The 21,993-nt window shown below is 24.8% G+C and carries 25 protein-coding genes; 6 read left to right on the top strand and 19 right to left on the bottom strand.

Going from position 1 to position 21,993, the window contains the following annotated elements; translation table 11 throughout:
* Together J8J04_RS01110 and J8J04_RS01105 are read left to right on the top strand one after the other, a co-directional pair.
* On the top strand, window positions 1–510 hold a 510-nt coding region (locus J8J04_RS01110; RefSeq protein WP_212331080.1), incomplete at its 5' end, for an SVM family protein.
* Between the two features lie 848 nt (window positions 511–1,358).
* Window positions 1,359–1,787, top strand: a complete 429-nt coding sequence (locus J8J04_RS01105) for an OsmC family protein (protein ID WP_212331078.1) — start codon at window positions 1,359–1,361, stop codon at window positions 1,785–1,787.
* A 57-nt stretch (window positions 1,788–1,844) separates the two neighbouring features.
* On the opposite strand, the gene J8J04_RS01100 is transcribed toward J8J04_RS01105, so the two are convergent.
* From J8J04_RS01100 to J8J04_RS01045, 12 genes are all read right to left on the bottom strand, one after another.
* Window positions 1,845–2,186 (bottom strand): hypothetical protein, encoded by a 342-nt coding sequence (locus J8J04_RS01100; RefSeq protein WP_212331076.1) that lies wholly within the window; start codon window positions 2,184–2,186, stop codon window positions 1,845–1,847.
* 7 nt (window positions 2,187–2,193) lie between these two features.
* Complete coding sequence (locus tag J8J04_RS01095; protein ID WP_212331074.1) at window positions 2,194–2,406, bottom strand: YneF family protein; 213 nt, start codon at window positions 2,404–2,406, stop codon at window positions 2,194–2,196.
* A gap of 49 nt (window positions 2,407–2,455) precedes the next feature.
* Complete coding sequence (gene rsmD, locus J8J04_RS01090; protein ID WP_212331072.1) at window positions 2,456–3,022, bottom strand: 16S rRNA (guanine(966)-N(2))-methyltransferase RsmD; 567 nt, start codon at window positions 3,020–3,022, stop codon at window positions 2,456–2,458.
* Window positions 3,019–3,603, bottom strand: a complete 585-nt coding sequence (gene yqeK / locus J8J04_RS01085) for a bis(5'-nucleosyl)-tetraphosphatase (symmetrical) YqeK (protein ID WP_212331069.1) — start codon at window positions 3,601–3,603, stop codon at window positions 3,019–3,021. Before yqeK ends, rsmD begins: the two co-directional genes overlap by 4 nt.
* Before the next feature lies 1 nt (window position 3,604).
* Window positions 3,605–4,156 (bottom strand): YqeG family HAD IIIA-type phosphatase, encoded by a 552-nt coding sequence (locus J8J04_RS01080; RefSeq protein ID WP_225885802.1) that lies wholly within the window; start codon window positions 4,154–4,156, stop codon window positions 3,605–3,607.
* A 7-nt stretch (window positions 4,157–4,163) separates the two neighbouring features.
* Window positions 4,164–4,634: a transcription elongation factor GreA gene (gene greA / locus J8J04_RS01075; protein WP_212331065.1), complete on the bottom strand. Its 471-nt coding sequence runs from the start codon at window positions 4,632–4,634 to the stop codon at window positions 4,164–4,166.
* A 70-nt stretch (window positions 4,635–4,704) separates the two neighbouring features.
* Window positions 4,705–5,298, bottom strand: coding sequence for an O-methyltransferase (locus J8J04_RS01070; RefSeq protein WP_212331063.1), 594 nt, complete (start codon window positions 5,296–5,298; stop codon window positions 4,705–4,707).
* A 21-nt stretch (window positions 5,299–5,319) separates the two neighbouring features.
* Complete coding sequence (gene ruvX / locus J8J04_RS01065) at window positions 5,320–5,781, bottom strand: Holliday junction resolvase RuvX (RefSeq protein WP_212331061.1); 462 nt, start codon at window positions 5,779–5,781, stop codon at window positions 5,320–5,322.
* Window positions 5,782–5,860: 79 nt separating this feature from the next.
* Window positions 5,861–8,455, bottom strand: coding sequence for an alanine--tRNA ligase (gene alaS, locus J8J04_RS01060; protein ID WP_212331059.1), 2,595 nt, complete (start codon window positions 8,453–8,455; stop codon window positions 5,861–5,863).
* 100 nt (window positions 8,456–8,555) lie between these two features.
* Window positions 8,556–10,010 (bottom strand): 2-hydroxycarboxylate transporter family protein, encoded by a 1,455-nt coding sequence (locus J8J04_RS01055; protein WP_212331057.1) that lies wholly within the window; start codon window positions 10,008–10,010, stop codon window positions 8,556–8,558.
* Window positions 10,011–10,570: 560 nt separating this feature from the next.
* Window positions 10,571–11,455, bottom strand: a complete 885-nt coding sequence (locus tag J8J04_RS01050) for a deoxyribonuclease IV (protein WP_212331055.1) — start codon at window positions 11,453–11,455, stop codon at window positions 10,571–10,573.
* 96 nt (window positions 11,456–11,551) lie between these two features.
* Entirely contained in the window at window positions 11,552–12,901 is a 1,350-nt protein-coding gene (locus J8J04_RS01045) for a DEAD/DEAH box helicase (RefSeq protein ID WP_212331053.1), read from the bottom strand.
* 332 nt (window positions 12,902–13,233) lie between these two features.
* On the opposite strand from J8J04_RS01045, the gene J8J04_RS01040 reads away from it, so the two are divergent.
* Window positions 13,234–13,428 (top strand): hypothetical protein, encoded by a 195-nt coding sequence (locus tag J8J04_RS01040; protein ID WP_212331050.1) that lies wholly within the window; start codon window positions 13,234–13,236, stop codon window positions 13,426–13,428.
* A gap of 368 nt (window positions 13,429–13,796) precedes the next feature.
* Here the strand turns inward: J8J04_RS01040 and J8J04_RS01035 are convergent, their stop codons facing one another.
* From J8J04_RS01035 to J8J04_RS03350, 7 genes are all read right to left on the bottom strand, one after another.
* Window positions 13,797–14,018 (bottom strand): hypothetical protein, encoded by a 222-nt coding sequence (locus tag J8J04_RS01035; protein WP_212331047.1) that lies wholly within the window; start codon window positions 14,016–14,018, stop codon window positions 13,797–13,799.
* 106 nt (window positions 14,019–14,124) lie between these two features.
* Window positions 14,125–14,340 carry a hypothetical protein gene (locus J8J04_RS03105; RefSeq protein WP_225885801.1) on the bottom strand — a complete coding sequence of 72 codons (216 nt, stop codon included), beginning with the start codon at window positions 14,338–14,340 and terminating at the stop codon, window positions 14,125–14,127.
* 205 nt (window positions 14,341–14,545) lie between these two features.
* Window positions 14,546–15,022 carry a hypothetical protein gene (locus J8J04_RS03100; protein ID WP_225885800.1) on the bottom strand — a complete coding sequence of 159 codons (477 nt, stop codon included), beginning with the start codon at window positions 15,020–15,022 and terminating at the stop codon, window positions 14,546–14,548.
* A gap of 754 nt (window positions 15,023–15,776) precedes the next feature.
* Window positions 15,777–16,085, bottom strand: coding sequence for an SVM family protein (locus tag J8J04_RS01025; protein WP_212331045.1), 309 nt, complete (start codon window positions 16,083–16,085; stop codon window positions 15,777–15,779).
* Window positions 16,085–16,567 carry an SVM family protein gene (locus tag J8J04_RS01020; RefSeq protein WP_212331043.1) on the bottom strand — a complete coding sequence of 161 codons (483 nt, stop codon included), beginning with the start codon at window positions 16,565–16,567 and terminating at the stop codon, window positions 16,085–16,087. Before J8J04_RS01020 ends, J8J04_RS01025 begins: the two co-directional genes overlap by 1 nt.
* Window positions 16,568–17,014: 447 nt before the next feature.
* Window positions 17,015–17,191, bottom strand: coding sequence for a hypothetical protein (locus tag J8J04_RS01015; protein WP_212331041.1), 177 nt, complete (start codon window positions 17,189–17,191; stop codon window positions 17,015–17,017).
* Between the two features lie 590 nt (window positions 17,192–17,781).
* Window positions 17,782–17,904, bottom strand: a complete 123-nt coding sequence (locus J8J04_RS03350) for a hypothetical protein (protein WP_425305782.1) — start codon at window positions 17,902–17,904, stop codon at window positions 17,782–17,784.
* A gap of 597 nt (window positions 17,905–18,501) precedes the next feature.
* Between J8J04_RS03350 and J8J04_RS01005 the strand changes: the two genes are divergently transcribed.
* From J8J04_RS01005 to sufU, 3 genes are all read left to right on the top strand, one after another.
* Window positions 18,502–19,368: a MetQ/NlpA family ABC transporter substrate-binding protein gene (locus J8J04_RS01005; protein ID WP_225885799.1), complete on the top strand. Its 867-nt coding sequence runs from the start codon at window positions 18,502–18,504 to the stop codon at window positions 19,366–19,368.
* A gap of 81 nt (window positions 19,369–19,449) precedes the next feature.
* Window positions 19,450–20,370, top strand: coding sequence for a metal ABC transporter substrate-binding protein (locus J8J04_RS01000; protein ID WP_212331039.1), 921 nt, complete (start codon window positions 19,450–19,452; stop codon window positions 20,368–20,370).
* A gap of 25 nt (window positions 20,371–20,395) precedes the next feature.
* Window positions 20,396–20,827: a Fe-S cluster assembly sulfur transfer protein SufU gene (gene sufU, locus J8J04_RS00995; protein ID WP_225885798.1), complete on the top strand. Its 432-nt coding sequence runs from the start codon at window positions 20,396–20,398 to the stop codon at window positions 20,825–20,827.
* Window positions 20,828–21,993 lie beyond the last annotated feature (1,166 nt).

The following is a 21,993-nucleotide window of genomic DNA, read 5'->3' as shown; positions in this document are numbered from 1 at the left end:
ATGTTTGAATTTAAAAACAAATTTAAAATGATTTATATTTGTTTAATTATTTTTATAGGATTTATATTTATTTTAAATAATCATCAAGTAATGGCAATGAATGATTATAATAATTTAACAGATTCAAATTTAATAGAGAATAAAATTTATGAATTGGATTTAGAAATAAATAAATTAGTTACTAAAGTTGATTTTTTATCAATTTATGATGTAGATATTACAGGACTCCAACAACAATTATATAATCTAGATCAAAAAATTAAAATTCTTTATCAAAAACTTTCTATTGTTAACACATTAAAGGACATCAAAAAACAAATTTATAATTTTTCATGTAAAAAAAAGCAAATAGATATAAATAATTTAAGTTGTGGTTGTTTGTTGCATCCAAATAAAACAATAGAAGAAATTAATAATGAACATCAAGAAAATAAATTAACTAATAAAAAAATAAATAATCTAAGGCAAATATATATTAATTTGCAATATAAATTAAATAATTTAAATTAAAAAATATATATAATTATAATCACAAAGACTCTTTCCAGAGTCTTTTTTCTTTATCAAAAAGACATTATATAACTAATTAATAAGATCATTAGATTAACCCTAAAGGAGGAAAATCAATGATTAAAAAAACCGAAAAAATTTATCTTAATTTTTTTCTTTTATATTTTTTATTTTATTTAATAATTCAATATTTGCTTATAATTATTTTCATAACCAACCCAAATCAATCATTAAATTATACGATTGCCAAACTTATTTAACAAGGATGATTAAATACCAAACCTAAATTAATAAGACATAACATCAATGTCCTAGATAAAAAAGATATTCCTCATATTTTAAAATATTTCAATATCCAAAATTATACCTATAGACTTGAAAAGAATAGGTGATAAGTGAAAAAAATTATTTTCCCTATTTATAAAAAAATTAAAAAAGGAGATTCAAAATGGCAAAAAATATCAAACGTTATTATTCCAAAATAAAATTTTTTAGAAGAAAAAAATTGACCTTAAGGTTTTTTTATGTATTGGTTATTACCTATTTTAGGTATATTATTATTACTGTTTGTATTTTTTTAGCTCATAAAGGTTATATTTGGATTGTGAAGTAAGAGAAAATATAAATAAAGGGAAGTTTTAAAATGACTTTAAGACAAATATTAACCCTTATTGTTTTACCGTACCAAACAATAATATCATAGTTATCTTATAACAATAAAGCAAATAAATAGAAACAATAACAAATATATATCACTTTATAGCTGTTAATGTTATAATAAAAATAGAAATAGTAATTTTAAAAGATAAAATAAAACTATTTTATAGATAAACAAAAGAGGACTTAAAATGATCATTTTTCAAACTACTACTTACTTTCATCCGCATTTAAATGATTTATGTTTTTTTGAAGAAAAAAGCGGTACTACTAAAAAATTAGTTTCAGCCTTAGAACCTAGTTCTAATCAATCAGGACCTAAAGATTTATTTTGTCTTTCTTGGGCTATCTGTTTTTATAAAACTTCTAAAAAAGTATTAGAAGAACAAGGACAACAAGATAAAGATTTAAAAGTAAAAATTACTTTAGAAATCTTAAAAGATAAACAAGGTTTTTGTTTTAAACCAACTGCTATTTTAGGAATTGATAAAATGTCATTAGAACAAACCCAAATAATTTTAGAACAAACCCACCAAAGATGTCCTATTTCACGTTTAATTAGTCTTAACCCTCATGTTAAAATTAAAGTAGCCCCTTATCATGAATTAATTACTCAATAAAACCTATTATCAAAAAAAAAAAAAAACACCTTTTTCAAAAGGTGTTTTTTTTATTATTTAATTATTTAAATACATTTTAGTTAAACGACGATTATCCTTAATAACTTTTTTAACTAAAGGATTGAGAATATAACTATTACATTTATGATTAACAATAGTTGTTTTAATCTCAATAATCTTTAACTTTAATAACTTTTTAGTAATAGCAGCATCTTTAGTTAACAAAAAATCTTTTTGACTCTCTTGTAAAAAACTTTTTAACACTTCTTGTTCTAATGACTCACAAGATAATAAATACTTTTTAATTTTATCTTTAGTCTTATTTTGATAAGAATAATTCATTATCAAAAAAATAACAACAGTTAATAAAATAATTAAAACAACATAAACCTGTTCCATTACTCTTTTATTTAGCCTGTTTCATACTATTGACAATTTGACGAATTTGTTTTTCAGAAGGAGTGCGTCCCATTTGACGAAACATCTCTTTAATTTGGCGTTCATTAATAGGAGGATTCTTTTGTAAATATTTCTTAAACCAACGGAACATCAAAAAGGCTCCTATAATCCCTCCTAATACAATTCCCAAAAACAAATACAAAACATTTGATAACCCCATCTTTAAAACTCCTTTCAATCATTTCTTATAATATTTACATATTTTAAAACTAAACAGTCACTTTATGATAAAAATTAAGTTTTTTATTACCATAAATTTTAACTTTGATTAATTCAAATTCTTTCATACGCAAAGGCAAATAAATCCTACGATGCGATTCACAAATAATAATACTTTTATCATGAGTTAATTTTCCTAAATAAACAAAAGCAGGTTCATATAATGCTTTAAAATAAGGAGGATCAATAATCACAAAATCAAAAACTAAATTCAATTTTTGCATTTTTTTTAAAGCCACCAAATAATGAGCATAAAAAATAACACTTTTTTCATCATCAAGTTTTAATTTAAATTGATTATATTTTAAAGTACGAAAAGCTTTTAAGGAAGCATCTACAAAAAATACTTTTAAAGCATTATGACTTAAAGCTTCAAAACCATAAGAACCATTACCAGCAAATAAATCTAATAAGACTTTATCTTTAATAGCAGTTCCTATCATATTAAAAAGAGCTTCTTTCACTAAGGAACTAGTTGCTTTAGTATCCAAAGAAGGCACTAATTTAATTTTATGACCTTTATATCTGCCTCCTATAATAGTAGTAGTTTTAGTCATAATATATGCTTATTTTTCATTTTAATATCATCTTTTAAAGATGTTAGAATAACTTTATAATCAGCAGGCAAAGGAACCCCTTTTTTTAAAAAATCATTAAAGTTATAATTTAACATTTCATAAACAGCTTGATGAATATTACGATATGCTAATGTCTCAAAATATTTTTGTTGTGGATACTCTCTTCCTGGCTCAATTTTATCACTTAAAAAGACAATTTTATCAGCATAATTCATAGTCTTGTGACCCCAAACATGCTTTTTAATAGCATTTAAGATAACTTTATCATGAACCTCTAACTCTTTTTTTAAAAAATTAGTAGCCGATAACGCATGAAAGATAGAGGGAGTATTTTGATATTTAACCATACTTGCTGTTGTTAAATAAGGTTTTTGTTGTTCCAAAGAATCATTTTTAGTATAATCATGAAATAAAGCAGCAATTTGAATAGGAACAATAGATTTACGATAATATCTTGCCATTTTAGTAGCAGTACGATAAACTCTTAAAGTATGCGCTAAACGTATCGGATCACTTTTTAATTTAATTTCAACAACTTGACGAATTTGTTTCAATAACATATCACTTACCTTCAAAATCTTGAAATTTAATTTGCCAAAGATGATAATGATTTACTTTTAACTTCTTTAAAAAATATTTTTCTCGATAAAAACGATTAAACTTAGTCCAAATGCTTTCTTTTTTAAGATTTAAAGGTTTAACCAACAAAGAAGTAATATTTGAACGATTAGCCCCGTTAATATCTGTATGTAACTGATCCCCAATCATCAAAATAGCTTCAGGCTTAAGATCAACTATATGCATTGCTTTTTGAAATGCTTGCTTTGAAGGTTTTTTAATCCATAAAGGCAAATAAATAAAATTAAAATCTTTAGTTAAAGCATGTTTTAATCTCTTATAAGAAGCATTTGAAAGAATCATAATTTTAAAAGAAACAGAAAGTTGCTGTAAAAGTTTTTTAGTTTTCATATCTAATTCTTTTTGCTGGCAATCAACTAAAGTATTATCTAAATCAAAAAATAAAGCTTTAATCCCTTTTTGTAAAAAATAATCAAAAGGAATATAGAAGACCGAAGGATAATAATACTTTGGTAAATAAAATGATTTTAACAAATTACTGTTACTCCACATTTAAAACTTTAACCCTAAAAGTATTTCCAGTTTCACTAGTAACAAAAATCACATCTCCTATTTCATGTCCTTTAATATGTTTTCCCAAAGGAGAATCAATAGAAATTTTATCAATAAAAGGATCTGATTCCAAAGTACTAACTAATTCAATAGTTTGTTTATCCCCTAAATTTAGAAACTCTAAAAAGACCTTTTTCCCAATCCCAATTTCTTTATCTTTAGAAACTTTAACTACTCGCACATTTTTTAAAATATTTTTAATTTCTAAAATACGATGTTCTATTAAAGCTTGTTCATTACGGGCTGCATCATAATCAGCATTTTCAGACAAATCCCCTTGTTCACGCGCTTCTTTCAAAGCTTCCAAATTTTCTCTCCGTTTGACTTCTATTAAATCAACTAATTCTTTTTTTAATTTCGCTATCCCTGATTGCGTTAGTTCATAAACTGTATTTTTCATCCTAAAAACTCCTTTAAACTTATTTTTAATAAAAAAATCATGAACTTTATATTTATCATCCACTATTATTTTATCTCTTTATATAAGAAACACTTAACCCATCGCCAATATTATGAAAAATAGTTGTAAAATCTGAATGATTTTCTAAAAAAACTTTAAAATCATACATTTTTTTTAAAATACCTTTATGTTTACGTTTTGGTGGATCACTATTTTGTTCACTTAAAAAAGCATTTAAATGTAGATTGTCACAAATAATAATCCCTTGAGGACGCAACAAGGAACAATACTTTAAAAATAACTTTTGATATTGAGATTTAGCAGCATCAATTAAAATTAAATCATAAACAGTTAAACAAGTTAAAGGATAAATTAAACCCTCAGCCCAAATAACATTAATTTGAAAAGGAGCATTTTGTAAAAAATTTTTAGCCAAATGATAACTAAGAAAATCTCTTTCTAAAGTATCAATAGTAGTATTTTCATTGCTTATCGCTAAAGCACTATACCCAATAGCCGTTCCAATTTCTAAAATATTTTTAATTTGATATTGCTCAATTATTTGCAAAATTAAAGTTAAACTAGTATCTTGTAAAATAGGAATATGATGATCTTTAGCATATTTTTTTAATTTAGTTAAATGTTTTGTTTTATTAAACATCATGGGCTTAAATATCCTTTCGCTTTAACGTTTTTGATAATCTAGATAATTTTGTAAGATAATAGTAGCTGCAACGCCATCTTTAAGTTGTTTAATCTTAGTTTTTTTTTTATTATTTTGTCTTAAAATTGATAACGCTTGTAAAGTGGATAACCGTTCATCCCATAAAACCACTTCCACATCACGAAAAGTTTTTTCAAGTATCTTTTTAAAAGTAATGCTTAATTTAGCTTTAATACCAATATCATTATTCATATGTTTAGGATAACCTAAAACAATTATTTTTACTTGATATTCTGTAATAATTTTTTGTAAAGGTAATATTAATTGTTGATATTGATAAGTTGGGAACAAAAGAGTAGTGAAATTTTGAGCAATCACTCCTGTTTGAGATAAAGCAATTCCCAAAGTTTTTTCCCCCAAATCCAAACCTAAATAAGAAATTTTATTTATATTTAAAATAACAAATAACTCCTTATATGTCATAATTTTATCTTATATATATTGTATGTACAATATGATACCAAGCAAAATGAGAAAAAACAGATATCAAAAGTATATCATATTAAAAAATGTAAAATTTTTCTTTTAAAAATTTCATAACTTGATTCATATTTTTAGTTATTTTAGTACCACCTTGTCCTAAAAAAGGACTTCCACCACCAGCACCCAAAGCTAATAAAGAAACTTTTTTCACTAATTGACCTGCATGTATAGTTTTACTTTTACACAAAAAAACCACTTTTTCAGAAGTCACATAACAAAGAAATAAAACTTCTAATTGCAAAGAATCAAAAAGATAATTCACAAAATATTTTAAAGCTTCTATAGGTTTTGTCTCTTCAATTATCACAAACAACTCTTTAGTAATATGATCAGGCAAAAAGCGATCTTTTTCTTGAATCAATTTATTTTGATGATATCGTAAGATTATTTTTTCAAACAATAATAATTTTTGTTGTAATAACTTAACATATTGTTGAGCATTAACAATATCTTGATAACTTTGTTGTATCTTAGGAGAAACAGGAATATCAAAGATAACACCTGGTATTTCATTTTTTTGAGCTTTTTTGATTAAATCTTGTTGACTTTTTTGATAAGATAATAATTTATGAGCTATTTTTTGATCAAGATGAGCACCACAAACTGCTTCTATCCGATAAACACCTGAGCTAATAGTCTCACAAGATAAAATAGCAAAACGGTTTAAAGCATAAGTGTTTTTAGCATGAGTACCACCACATAAATCAATAAAATCAGGGCCAATTTTAACTATTCTAATTTTATTATAATATTTTGCTTTTTGATTCTTTTCTAAAAGAGAACTATAACGCATTTGTGCTTCCGGTAAAAAAAGCTCTTCTATCTGAACACCTAAACGCTCGTTAATTTGGTGATTTATCCGCTGTTCTATCTTAATTAAAGTTTCAGCAGTTATTTTTTCAAAATGATTAAAATCATAACGCAAAGAATCAAAGCCAACCCATGAACCTTGTTTTTCAACATGCTTCCCTAATGTTTGACGCAAAACCTCTTCCAAAAGATGAGTAGCTGTGTGATGATAAGAAATTTGTTCTCTTTTATTTTGATCAATTTGAGCCACCACTTCTTGTCCTTCATGAAAATAACCTTCCACTTCATGCAAAAATTGACCATTAGGTAATTTAACAATATTTGTTACTAAAACACCGTTAATAAAACCATCATCTGCTATTTGACCTCCCATAGGAGCATAAAAAGGAGTTTGTAATAACACTATTCCTTGATCAAAAACCCTAATCACTTTAGTTACCGTATGTCCCTGATGATAACCAACAAATTCACTTTTTTCTTTAAAATTCAAAAACTTTTCTTCTTGTTGATTCATATCAGCCATAAATAATTTCTTTTTTTTAGACATCTTTTGGTGTTGTTCTAATAATTTTTTAAATTCCAAATGATCAAAAGTAACATAATGTTTTTGAGCAGTTGCAATAATTAAATCTTCTGGGATACCATAAGTATCATAAAGTTTAAAAAAATTACTTCCTGATAAATGCTTTTGATAGACATACTGCAAAAACCTTGCTTCTGCTGTTTTTAAAGTTTCTCCAAAAATATGTTCTTGTTGCAACAAAATCTTAATTATCATATCCTGATTTTGAACCAACTCAGGATAAAAATCACACATCATATTAACTGTTGCAGGAACTAACTTGTGCAAAAAAGGACAATGTAAATTGATTTTTTTACCTTGATTAACCGCTTTTCTTAAAAGTTTTTTTAAAACATAACCTCTTTTTTCATTAGTTAAAACAGCCCCATCATTAATAGCAAAAACTAATGTTTTCAGATGATCAGCAATGACTTTAAAACTTGTTTGTCCTTGATAAGTCACCTGTGATAGTTGTTCTAAGGCTTTAATTAAAGGCAAAAAAAGATCAGTTTCAAAATTACTATTAGTATTTTGAAGGATAGTAGCAAAACGTTCTAAACCAGCTCCTGTATCAATATTTTTACTAGGAAGTTCAGGATACTGTTCCATAGGAATATTAGGATCGCAATTGTATTGAGAAAAAACAACATTCCAAATTTCAATAAAACGATCATTTTCGATACCTTCTATAATTAATTCTTTATGGCGTAAATCGTATTTGATTCCTCTATCAAAAAAAATCTCCGTACAAGGACCAGAAGGTCCAACGCCAATTTTCCAAAAATTAGTTTTTAAAGGGATTAAATGTTCTTTCTTCACTCCTAAATCAACCCAATATTGATAAGTATCTTTATCTGTAGGAAAATAAGTAATATAAATTTTATCCAAAGATAAAGCAAACCATTGAGAAGAAGTTAATAATTCATAAGCAAAATGAATCGCTTCTTTTTTAAAATAATCCCCAATGGAAAAATTTCCTAACATTTCAAAAAAAGTATGATGACGCGAGGTGTGACCAACATTATCAATATCATTAGTACGAATACATTTTTGAATATTGGCAATTCTACAGCAAGCAGGAACTTGTGTTCCATCAAAATATTTTTTTAAAGGAGTTACTCCTGCATTAACCCATAATAAAGTCGAATCTTTATGAGGAATTAAAGAAAATGATTTTTCTATATAATGCTTTTTGCTCGCAAAAAAATCTAACCACATTTTTCTAATTTCAAAAGATTTCATTAACCATTAAACTCCTTTTTTTTTTTTTTGATGGAATGATTTGGTATAATATTAATAATAAAATTAGATAATATTATAAAACTATTAATAACTAAATAACTTACGTATTATAAAAAAAATTAAACAAAAGGTTCATTAAAACAAATATCATAGGTCCTACAATTCGGGTAGCAATATTAGCAAAATGAAGCAAATTAATACGACCAGTTACTGACATAATACTAATATGACCCATACTGCCTATGCTATGAGAACATAAACCTGCTGTTAAAGAGGCTTCTAAAGGATAAAAACCAAACTTTTTAGCTAACAAAAAGGCAACCAAAACAACTGTTAACAACGACGTCAAAACCATAATTACAATTTTTAAATCAAACATACATGCTTTTAAAGTTTGAAAATTAGTAGCAACCCCAAAACAAACCAAAGCTGCTGGAGTAAAATTAGTAACTGTAAATTTAGATAAGTGAAGAACATAGTTTTGATAGCGCAAAGAGAGTAAGTCAAATCTTTTAATTAAAATTAAAATAACAATCAAATAAACCATTGTATCCATTTTAAACAAAAGTTGGTTTAACATCATGCAACTATTATACAACGCAAAAACAATCATCATTCCCATACCAAGATTTTGATATGAATCCTTAAAATCATTTTGCTGTACCTTAGAAGAAGGTTTTTTAATATCTTCTGTCTTAGTTATTTGATTAATTTCTAATTGTTTATGACCACTATAAATAGTTTTATCAAATAACTTATAAAGAATGCCCCCTAACATAATAGCTAAAAGACGCATTAGAATCAAAGGAGCAATCAAAACACTTCTAATTTTATCAGGAGCAGTGGTAATTAATGGATTTTTATTTTGAAAAACTATCGAAAAGGTTTCTTGAAAACGAGTAATACCTAAATTAGTACCACCACTTGTTAAAGGATTACAAAAATAAACAATAGCATCTAAAAAGGGATTGTACGAAATAAATCCATGTTCGTAAGGAGGATGATAATCTAATAAAAAACCAACGAGACCTACTAACAAAAAAGAGCAAAATAAAGAAATTAGGGTTAAAGGAATAAATTTAACAACAGACTTTTTTAACAAATTTTTATCAATCGCCAAAATACTACTAACAGTTACAATAGTAACAAAAAATTGAGCAAAATTAATACCAATACACCATGAATTTGAGGAAGAAGGTTTATTAAAAAAAGATTTATCAATCCGTTTAACCACTTCACCAGGAACAATGCCACAATAAGCTAAAAAGGAAGGAACCAAAATACAAAGCAAAAAACCCAAACCAAACTTATTTAAATAAGGAATTTGATTGCCCACAAAATTAAACAAACAACCAAATACCATAGTTAAAAACAAAGGAGTAATTAAGGGATGCCATAATTGATCTATTTTACCTTCTTGATGAAAAAAAGATATTTGCATAACGGCAATAAGTAAAAAAATAACAAATATCAAGTATTTAAAACCAAAAATAGTTTTATTCTGACATATACTTATAACATTAACATTTTTTTGATTATAATCACGTAGGTTCAATTTTAAAAATCCTTTATTAAATTTGTTATTATTGCATAAAACATGAATCAAAAAAATATTATAAAAATCCATATTAACGCAAATAAAAAACAATATTAATCAACCTAATAATTTAAGGTTTAAGTAAAAAACAACCCTTTTTAATTAAAAAAAGAGTTGTTAGTAAAATGAAATTATTATATTTGTAGTTTTTTTAAAATTTTTCAAGTATCAATTACTATATTAACTTACCAAATAATTTAATGCATTTTATTAAAAAAATTGATTTTGAAACAAAATTTAAATATTAAAAATAATAATATTAAACTAATAATAATTTTAATACTACTACGTAAAAGAGCAAATATCAAACTAACTAAAGAAGCTATAATTAACATTTGATAATTTACTTGGATACTGTTCCAAAAAGTCAAAATATTATGAATTATTTTTTGAATAATTGTTTGAATTCCTTAACTATATTTTTTTTATGGGTTTGATTAATCAAATTAAAAAATAAAAAAACACCAATATTAATTATAAGATATTTTTGTTATTTTATTTAAGTTTTTTTAATTATATTAAGGAAAAAAAGCTTTTTTTAATTCGGGATTAAATTTTTTATTTCTTATCATTTGAATTTCCTTTTGATAAGGGGCTTTCCCATTAATATAAGGAGTTTCTAAAATCTTTGGTATTTGCTCAAAAAAAGAATGCTCAACAAACTTCATTAAAGCATTAAATCCTATTTCACCAAAACCAATATTTTCATGACGATCTTTACGACTAGCACAAATATTTTTAGAATCATTAATATGAATAACTGAAATATGACTAATTCCTAAAAGAAGATCTAAATCTTGTAAAAATAAAGTTAAATTATTTTTCAAATCATAACCAGCATCAAAAAGATGACAAGTATCAAGACAAAAAGAAACTCGTTGCTTATAGTTAACCAAATGACGAATTTGACTTAATTCTTCTAAAGTTTTTCCCACTTCAGTCCCTTTTCCAGCCATAGTTTCTAAAGCAATTTTAATTTTTAAATGTTTAGTTTTTGCTAAAATCACATCTAAACCTTGAGCAATTAAAGTTATTGCTTGTGAAATTGATTGTTTTAAAGCATTTCCTGGATGCAAAACCATTTGATTAATTTTCATAGCATCAAATCGTACTAACTCTTCTACTAAAAAATTAATAGCAAAAGCCCTTTTACGCTCACAAGGGTTAGCTAAATTAACAATATAAGGAGCGTGTCCGACAAAATAGTTAATATCTAAATTATTTTGAGAAGCCAGTTGTAAAGCTTGTTGAATTTGCAATTGATTAATACCTGTTCTCATAGTATTTTGAGGAGCTCCACTGTATACCATAAAAGTATTAGCTTGATAAGATAAAATATATTTAATAGCGCCTAAATAGTTATCTGGTTTCTTCATTGGAACATGATTTCCTAAAATCAACATAGTAAAGACTCTCTTTTGCAATTTGATAAAGTTTGAAATAAGAAAAATAGTCTTAAAATAATTAAAGCATGTCTTTTAATCTTTGGGTGTGGATTGTTAGTTTCTTTTTTTCTGTTTCTTTAAAGACCTAATTTCCACTTTTAATATTTTCTTTTTAGGAATGTGTTTAAAGCGAGAATAAGAATTAGTTTTTTTCTTGCTAGATACACTTACTTGTTTACCATTGTTATTATACCTCTGCACCTTATTTTTAACAATCACACGATTATTTGTTGTATCAGATAACATTTTTGATGCATGCGAAGGAATCTTAACTTTATTTGTATCATCTTTCATCATACTTTTTTGATCATTTCTTAAAAAACCTTCATGACTTAAAGAAGCATTATGAAAAACAATTCCCATTTGAGTTAATTTTTTAATTTTATCTTTTTCTTTAACATCATAAGGATCATATAACACAATCACTTCCCCTTTTTTACCCATTCTTGCAGTTCTACCACTTCTATGATGAAAAAACTCCAAATGAGAAGGCAAATTATAATGAATCACACACGAAGCATCAAAATCAATTCCTCTTGAAGCTAAATCACTTGCAACAACATATTGATATTTTAATTTATGAATAGCCTTTAATTCTTGTTTTCTTTGTTTAACAGGGGAAGAAGCATTGAAATTAAGTAATTTTAAATGATCATAACACAAAGTTTGAAAAATTAATTCTTGTTCTTTTTTATTATTAACAAAAATTAAAGCTAAATAAGGATTAAGTACTTTAGTTAAATGCATCAAAGTTTGCAAACGATTAGCAACAGAAGCCTTTAACAAAAAAAAAACACACTTAGAAGTATTTTGATGACCAACATCAATAAAATTAGCTTTCCCAAAATAACGATTAATAAAGGGTTTCATCGCCAAAGTAATAGTTGCTGAAAATAACAAAATTTTAGCTTTTAAATGATTAACCAAAGGTTCTAAAGAAGTTAAAAAAGCTTGATCAAACATCATATCAGCCTCATCTAAAACTAAATAAGAAACATGTTTTAAATTAATTTTATGAAGTTTAAAAGCATATTCTAAAAATTTTTCAGGAGTTGCAATAACTAAAGAAGGCTGTTTTTTGCTAAATTGTGCCAAAGCTTTTTGTTTATCCATTCCTCCATACAAAATTTTAGTAAAAATATTTTTTTCAACCTTTTTCAACATTTCCCACACTTGAAAAACTAAATCGTTGGTTGGAACTAAAATAATGGCTTGTAAAAAAGATTTCTTAAAATCAATTTGACTTAACAAAGGAAGTAAATAAGCATGGGTTTTTCCTGTTCCTGTAGGAGCCACACCTACTAAATTACCTGATTTGGAAAATTGCGCGAAAACTTCTTTTTGAATAGGGGTTAAAGTTTTAAATCGAAGTTGAATTATTTTTTTTTGAATATAGTTTTGCAAAATAAAAACCTCCTTGAATCATATATATTATATCAACTTATATCAACTAATGATAGAAACTATTTTTTTATTTACACGTTTTTACGCATTTATGTGTTCACGTGTTCAACTATATTTTCATGCACAAACATTGATTATATTGTATTTGTATTTTTTTCATAAATTAATGGTTCAAAAAAACTAATTTCAAGTTAAAATAAAAGTAAGCTTTAAGCATAATTAAAAGATTAACAGTTTCAAATAATTGATATTAATTACTAACTATTTAAAATAGTAAATCACAAACACTCACAAAGTATTAAAAATCGAAAAAACAAGAAAGAAAATCATTTATGACACCTAAAAAAAATAATCAAGAAAGTAAAAAAAAGAAAAATCTAAAAAATAATCAACTACAAAATAAAAAAAATAATACATCCCATACCAAAATTAAAATTTCTCATATTTTAGGATGGATTTTAATTATAGCTTTATGTATGATTCCTATAACCCCTTTTATTATTTTTTTATGTAACTTAACACAATAAAAACAAAAATAAAATTAAGTTTTAATTAAAATTGCTTTCATATTGGAAATAATTAATTTTCACTATTTCTTTTTTTTAGTCTTTGAATACTTAATTGATAAGTTAAAAGATAGAATTTGATTAAATAATTAATAATGATGAAAAAAATAATATTATTCGGTAAAGTTTGAAAGATTTTTTTTTATGAACATATTTAATAGTTCCTTTCTTTAAATATTTGCTAAGTCGATAATATTATTGGTTAAAGTTAAATTATCGTTAGTTAAATGTAATAGTTGATGCAAATAATAATAAATTTTAGTGAAGAAATTATTTTTAAAAGTTTTGGTTGAGGTATTATTAGTTTGTAAAGATTTTTGCTTAATTTGTTATTTTAAAACTTGGTTTTCTAATTGTAATAAATGTTTCTTTAATTGAAGGTTTTCTTGTTCTAAGGTGGTTAATTCTTCATTCGGTAAATTATTATTAATAATATTGATGTTTGCTCCATAGTTAAAAGCATTACAACGTTGAAAAATTTGTTGGTTAAGTAAAGCAAATATTAAATTTGTTTGGATAAGAAAAAATAATAATATACAAACAGTAAACATGGATTTGCTTTTTTTAAGAGAGTCAATTGTTATCACCTCCTTCGTGATATGTGTAAATTAAATAAAAAAACTCTATTATTAGATAGAGTTTTTAAATAATTTGTTATTAAGAATTGAGGATATCTGGTTTTTTAGGGGGACGAGTGGTGTCTAAGAATTGATAATAAGTTCTTGTTTGCCAACGATCGCCGCCAAAACAACAATCGTTGCTGTCAATATACCAGTTATCACTCAAGAAACCTTCTTCATATTTATAATAATGTGTCTTACTGTTTTCATCATAAAGGGTTTTAGATGAATGACCTAATTTGTTTCTAATCACTTCTCCTTGGTAAGTGCAGCCATATTGGATATAACATTGTTCTAACCATTTGACATAATCTTTTTGATAATTAGTTAAAATATCTCTTTTGGGTTGTTTATCTTGACAAATGATACAATATATTTATCTTCAGTTTCAAAAGTGTTTAATATTAAATTAGTAGTATATGATATATTAATTTGTTTATAAGAAGGTTCAGTAATAGTTATAGAATTATCATCATTATGAGTTTGTTTGTTGTAATATTCTCCTTCATAAGAATATAAATTGTTATCTCTTTTCCAATCACGGATGGATTCGTGGGGGTTAAGGTTATCTGGGAGAATAATGTGAATTGGTTTTTTTTTTGAATGATGCAATGGAAAAGATAAATGTTTTTGGCGCCATTGGACAGTTTTAAGAGTTCTTCGATATTTCCTGGGAGTTGATTGAGTTCTTGTTTTAAGGTGTTTATTTGTTCTTCGTATTTTTTTATGTTTTGGTTTAAGAGTTGTTTAAAATCATCATCTTCAATTTCTTTTAATCGTTGTTGCCTTCTTTGATGAATTTCTTGTGTGTTTTTTATGCGTTTCCTTAAGAATTTTTTTGTTGGTGATTCACTCATAATCCGAATACCATCATCGAAATAAATGGCGTCGATTTGGACATCATTTAGAGTTTCTTGGGGTAAGGGAACAACCAAACAAGTGTTAGGTGTAGCATTGTAACAACCTAGTTTAATGAGTTTGGGTTCTTTGATGATGTTGTTGTTGATTAAATATTAATTAATTATTTCTTCTTTGTTTTGACCCACGAAGATATTGGATAATATTAAATTTATATTAGGGTTATCTTCGTTAGGTTTTTGTTTGGCATCCCAAAAGATAAATGCTTCTTCGATGGCGATTTCGTATTTGAGAAGGTCTTCTAGGGTGTATTCGTAATCTCCATAAGAGTAACTGATATTGAAGAGATTAGTTTTATGTTTAAAGTATACTCCTAAGATGCCTTGAGAATAATTTTTGAGTTTAGAGGATCAAAAAATTGTTTATTATAAGGATTGTATGAGAGTTCTTCAAGACCATAGGTGGAAGTTTGGATATCGAAATATTTTAAGATGTTGGGGATATCTTTTTTATCTAGAATGTTAATATCATATCTTTTTAATTTAGGTTGGATGTTTAACCATTCTTGTTGGAGGGTTTGGGAGTCTGTTAATTTTATTTTGGATTTTGTTTGTTTGTGAAAATAGTTATGGGTGTAGATAGGGTTATGGGATAATATAAAGATAAATAAAAAAGAAATAGTTAATAAAAGAATTTTTTTAGGTGTTTGATTTGCGTCATAGTTGATTTTCCTCCTTGGTATTGAGTTTATGGCCTAACCAATTGTTGTGTGTTTTTATGTAAAAGAAAAAGACCCTATAAAGGGTCTTAATATTATAATATATTTTATAATTATTGTAATAAATGTAATTGTTGTTGTAAATTTAAGATTAAAGAAACTAAATTTTTATGTAATCTTTGCAACAAATTTCTTTCTTCGTTATTTGTTTCATCAGAAGACAAACTAAAAATTTTTATAGCTATTTGATTTCTTTCATATGAAAATTTCCAAATACGATCATTAATTGTATTTATTTCGTTTTGTATATTAAAATTATTATCCATCGCCATTACTTGATGATTATTAAAAAGAAATAATAATCCTATAAAAACAATTAAACAAAGATAAATGGTTTTAAATTGGTTTTTTGATTTAAACATTATTGAACAATTCCTTTATTTTTCAAATCTTTTTTAGAACTTTCTGGACAATCAAAATCATTTTTATTAGAATCATATTTTGATAAATTTATATATTTAATTTCATCAGATAAATAACTATCATCCTCTGTTGATGGATTTATATTCTGTTGAGAACTTTCTGGTTGATCTTGGCGAGCAATTGGTAATTGGTTATTATTTTTCCTTTTGTTATATTTTTTTATTTCTTTTGCAATGCAACTGTGTTTATATAAAAGTTCTTGTTTTTTTTCATTATCAAGTTTGAAATTTGTTAATTCATTTTGTATTGCCAATTCTGCTTGCATATACAAAGAATATTCTTCATCATTTGAAATTTCATTATTATTACTATGTTTATTACCCATCGCCATTACTTGATGATTTTTAAAAATAAAAAATAATCCTATAAAAGTAATAAAATAAATAAAAAATATTTTAAATCGGTTTTGCAATTTAACCATTCATTAAATCTCCTTTATTTTTATTCCTCTCTTGAGGTGATTTCGTAGAGAGAGTTGAGGGATGATAGGATGTCATTTTTGTCTTCAGAGGTAAATGTATCATAATTTTCTTGTAATTTATTTTTTTGTTTTTCGGCGCGTTGGAGTTTTTCGTTTAGATTTTTTATTTTGATTTTATCACAACTATCTTTGAGATTAAGTTTGCTTATTTTTTCATTATAATCATCGCACTCTTGTTGGTATTTGTTTATTGTTTTTTTTCTATCTTTTTGTATCTCTAAACATGTTTTATAATCTTTTTTTATTTAATTAATTTCTTTATGTTCTTCTTCAGAAAGTGTTAATGTTAAAATTGCATCTTTGTTTTCAGAAAAGACATAATTTTTTATTTTTTCAAAATTTTCTTTAGTAATTGTTTTTTTTGGTTTAGGTGTATCTGTTTCGCGTTTAGTTCTTGATGGTTGATTTGATTCCTTTATTATCTTCTAATTCTTTATGATAATTTGATAATGATTTTTGTTCTTTTTTAGCATCATTAATGCATAGAAAAATACCAACAGCAATAACAATTACAAATATTATAACAGCATAAATAGTTGTTTCGTGTTTTTTAAAAAAATTCATTTCTTTTAACTCCTTTCCGATAATAATAATTTATATTATCTTTTTAAAGAAATTAATTACTACTATTATACAACTTTATCGGTTTTAAATTTAAAGAAAAAATGGTTTAAGAAGGAATAGTTATTAATTCAGGCATTTTTGTTTTATTTTTTTGTTTAATTTCTTCTTGGGTTTTAGTGTAGTTAGGATTTAATTGTTTTAATTCTTCTTTAATTATTTTCATTTCTTATTTCCTTTATTAATAAAAAAAAGACCTTAAATAAGGTCTTTTTGTTTTTTTAATTTATTAATTGCTAATTTATCAATATATTCTTTTTTTATTTTAAAGTTAAATTAAGCTCATGAGTTGTTTCTGGATTGGAATAAATAGGTTGATAATCTTTCATTAATATTTCCTAATGGAGCAACAAAACTTAATCTCATAACATTTAAATTCATTTTGACTTAATTTGGTTTTAGTTGTTTTTAAAATAATTCGTGGATGAACTTGTTTTAACCATAAATGATGCAGATTAAGCATTTTTTGGCTAGTCAATGATTCATATTTCTCTTCTTTGAAAAGAAGTAGTATTATTAGATTTATGGTTTTTTTAAGGAATTGAAGGAGAATGACTTTTTCTTATTAGTTTCTCTCTGATTTCTGATTTAATAGTGAGTGTTATATAAGCGATAAAGTCATATCCTAAATCTTCATAATTATTTAAGTCTTTAATTAAACCTAAAAATCCTTCGTGGTATAAATCCTTGTTTTTCTAATAAACGCGGATAGTATTTAAATCTGTTTACTATCTTGTTTTAACAATGGTAAATGTAAATCGATTAATTGGCCTCGAATTTTTAAATTCTTTTTATTTTTTAAAAATTCTTGAAATAATTCTTGTATTAACATTTTATTCCTTTAAAAAAAATTTTTAAAAAAAGTATAAAAATTATTTAATCTTGAAAAAAACTAAATCAATAGTTAGTCTTAAAGAAATTTTAAAAAAAGTGTATAAACTTTTGGAACATTTCATATCATATCAAAAAAAAATATAATAATTATGTTAATTATCTCTTTTATGATTATTTATTTTTATTATTTGTTTATAATATTATAGTGGTTCTTCTATTGGCTATTAACAAAAATAGATAAACATAAACCTAAAACAGATGATTTTTTTTCATTATTAAACTTATTTCGTTTTCTTTAATTCATTTGATTTCATTTAAATTCACATTCCTTTCGATGCTCTTAAATTAAACCCAACTGAGTTTCAATTTAAATAAGGTTTTATTCATCAAAAAAAACAAAAAAAGGAATTTACCAAATTATGAAAAATACCCAAATTGTAAAAATTGCAAGCCCTATGCAATCTGTCATAAACACTTTAAACAAAGCTAAGGAATTATTTAAAAAAGATAACATTGACCTTCAAGTATTTAAAGTAGATTATCAAACCCACGAAGGCATTGAAATGTTATTAACAAAAAAGATAGATGGTCTTTTATACACTAACATCCATGTACTAAACGCTTTTAATGATTTTTTAAAAGTCAATAATCAAGAAATTTTAGAATTTGTCCAACCCTTTTACCATTCTAAATACGGATTATACATCAACACTAAACGTAACCCTATTTTAAAAAATTTGGCAGAAGTTAAAAAACACACCAATTTAAAAATTTTATTAGCCACTGCTTTTTCTTATATTGGCCCCTGTGATGTTCCTCGTTCCTTGATTTTATTAAACAAAATAGGTTTGATTACAATCAAAAAAGCAATGCTCCAAACTAAAAAATTTAACCTTTCTTTTAATGATATTCAAAATCCTTATCAATTAGAATTTACTAAATCATCACAAATCCCTGAAAAATTTTTAAACAACCCTCAAAAATATGATTTAATGGCTAATTGGCCTGCTTTTATGAATCCTTATCCTGATTTTTTAAAAATAGCTTCTAATATCGAAGGAACCGAAGAACCAACAGATGATTTCATTGCTTCTTATGCTATTGGTTTAGCTTGTCAACAAAGTCACAAAAATAGTATTGAAATAGCAATTTTAACCAAAATTTTAAATAATCCTCAAGTTAAAAAATTTCATTTTCAAGAAGGTGGTCCCCAACACGATTATATTATGATTAAGAATCCCCAAAAAGTAACTCAAAAAATTAAAAAATTATGGTTAAAGAAATAACAAAAGAATTAAATGTGGTTACTTTTTAGCAAAATAAAAAACAAATTACCCAAAATAAAACTTAAAAAGGAATTTATCAATATGAAACAAATAATTAAAATAGCAAGTCCTTTTGAACGAGTAATTAACACTTTATTAAAAATCAAAGATGATTTTCACACTTATAACACTCAACTTCAAATTTTAAGCGAACAAGAGGTAATTGAACAATATCAATTATCAAGCAATGATGCTCTAAAAGCTGGTTTAATTGATGCTAATATTAGCAATAATTTTCACACTATGCAAGGATATAACAATATTTATCAAAACAGTACTACACCACAAAAACTTTTAGTAATGGTAAACCCATTATTTCACCCTAAATACGGCTTATTCATCCATAAAAATAATACCTTAGGAATAAAAACATTAGAAGATGTCAAAAAACATAAACATTTACGCATTTTATTTGCCCCTTTCAATGAGTTCCATATAGCTCCTTGTGATTTATCTCGTTCTCTTTTTTTATTAAAAAAATTAAAACTTATTAATATTCCTGAAGAAAAAATAAAAACCAAAGGTTTTGGATTAAATTTAATGGATATCGAAAATATTTATGATTTACAATTTATGAAAACATCTCATCTTTTACATATATCCCAAAAATTTCAAAATCAACAAAAATATGATTTAGCCATTAATTGCCCTGGTATGATGCGTCATGATAATTTTATTAGAATAGGTTCTATCGGCGAAGGACCAGATTACAACATTGAACCCAAAGAAGATGTTTTTTTATCTTATGCAGTCATTTTAGCCACCACCAAAGAAAAGGAAAAAGACCCTAAAATAGCTATTTTACAAAAAGTATTAAACAGTCTTAATTATAAAAAACATCAATTTGCATATGGTGGTATCACCCAAGATTATATTATGGTTGAAGATCCTATTGCTTTAAAAAAAAAAATAGAAGACAAATTCTTACATAAAATACAACAATCATCAAGTTGTCATTTATAAATCAAGGGGAAAGGGAAAAAATAAAATGTTAAATCAAAAAAAACATGAAATAATTATGAATCATTATCGCAATCCTCAAAATCAAACTGATATCAAACATCAAGGTTATAAACAATTTGAAAAAATAACTCCTTATTGCGGTGATCAAATTATCATCCAAATAAAACTAGATAATAATCAAAGAATCTTAGATCTTAAATATGAAGCTAATGCTTGTTCCATTTGTTGTGCCTCTGCAATCCTAATGTCTATAAATATGAAAAAATTAGATAAAGAAGAATCATTAAGAAAAATCAAACATTTTATAGCAATGATTAAACAAGAAAGTTATCATGATAATGAACTTAATCAAGAATTAAAAGCTTTTGATATAGTTTATCAATTACCTAATAAAATTAATTGTGTTTTATTACCTTGGCAAGCTTTAGAAGGTTTTTGGTCCCAATCATTAGGATAATAACTTATTATATGAATATATAATTAATTAAATAAACAACAAAATATAAAAAATAAAAAAGACCTTTAAAAAGGTCTTTTTTATGATATCATCCAAATTTACATTGAATTGTGAATAATTTATTCTTATGTAAAAATATCATTGTCTTTATGATTGATAAAGATAAAATAATTTTATACCTAAAACACTATCAAGAAAATATTGTTGTTGGTATATCAATTCTTAATGTTCATTATAAACATAATCATATGAAAAACCAATTCCATCTCCAAAAGTATATTCTTTTGCTTTGATAATTTACCCATTGCTATTATAATCATATATATATCTTTTTTCTTTTATGCCATAAGAACTATAACACACTTTTTCCTGTACTCGTCAATTATCATAATCAAAATAACTAAATTCGTATTTATTTCCTAAATTGTAATTAACATTATAAGTTTATTGTATTATTAATTTATCATTCTCATCATAAATATATTCATTATTTCCTTCTGTTCTAGTATTGTTTTTAATACCATTTATAATATAATTGGTTTTATCTTTGGGAAACATTTCAAAAAACTATATAATCATTGATAATTTGTTTATTATTTTCTTGTTTAATTAAGTTTAATTTAATTTTAGAGTTAAAATAAATTATTTTTATCACATTGATCTTATGAACACTTTCATTATTATTTGATTTGCTTTTCATTATTGTTTGCAAAATACCAAAATAAAATCATAAATAAAATTAAGATAAAAGATATTATTACAATAATTGTCAATCCCCAAAACAATAATTTCTTATTTTTCAAATTATATAACATCTACATATTGTCTTTCTAGTTTTATCAATAATAATTAAGATATAATTATTACATTATAATTATATGATTTTAATATATAATTTGGAATAACTTTGTTATACAAATAATATAGCAAAGCCCAAACATTTAAATGAATAAACATTTGGATTTTTTTAACTATTTAGTAAACATAACCTTTATATTTTAGCAGAAGTTTTTATAATTTTTAAAGGATTTTGTTTAAATATTTTTTTTAATTGTCTTTTCATAGCAATATGATTCAATACGTAAGGATAAAAAAAAGATAATATTAAAAAGATGATAAGGTTTAATGTAAAAATCATATATAAATGTAGAACAAAGTATTTTAAT

The organism is 'Fragaria x ananassa' phyllody phytoplasma, assembly GCF_018274325.1.
Lineage (GTDB): Bacteria > Bacillota_I > Bacilli_A > Acholeplasmatales > Acholeplasmataceae > Phytoplasma.
This window is presented reverse-complemented; position numbering and strand designations above follow the sequence as displayed.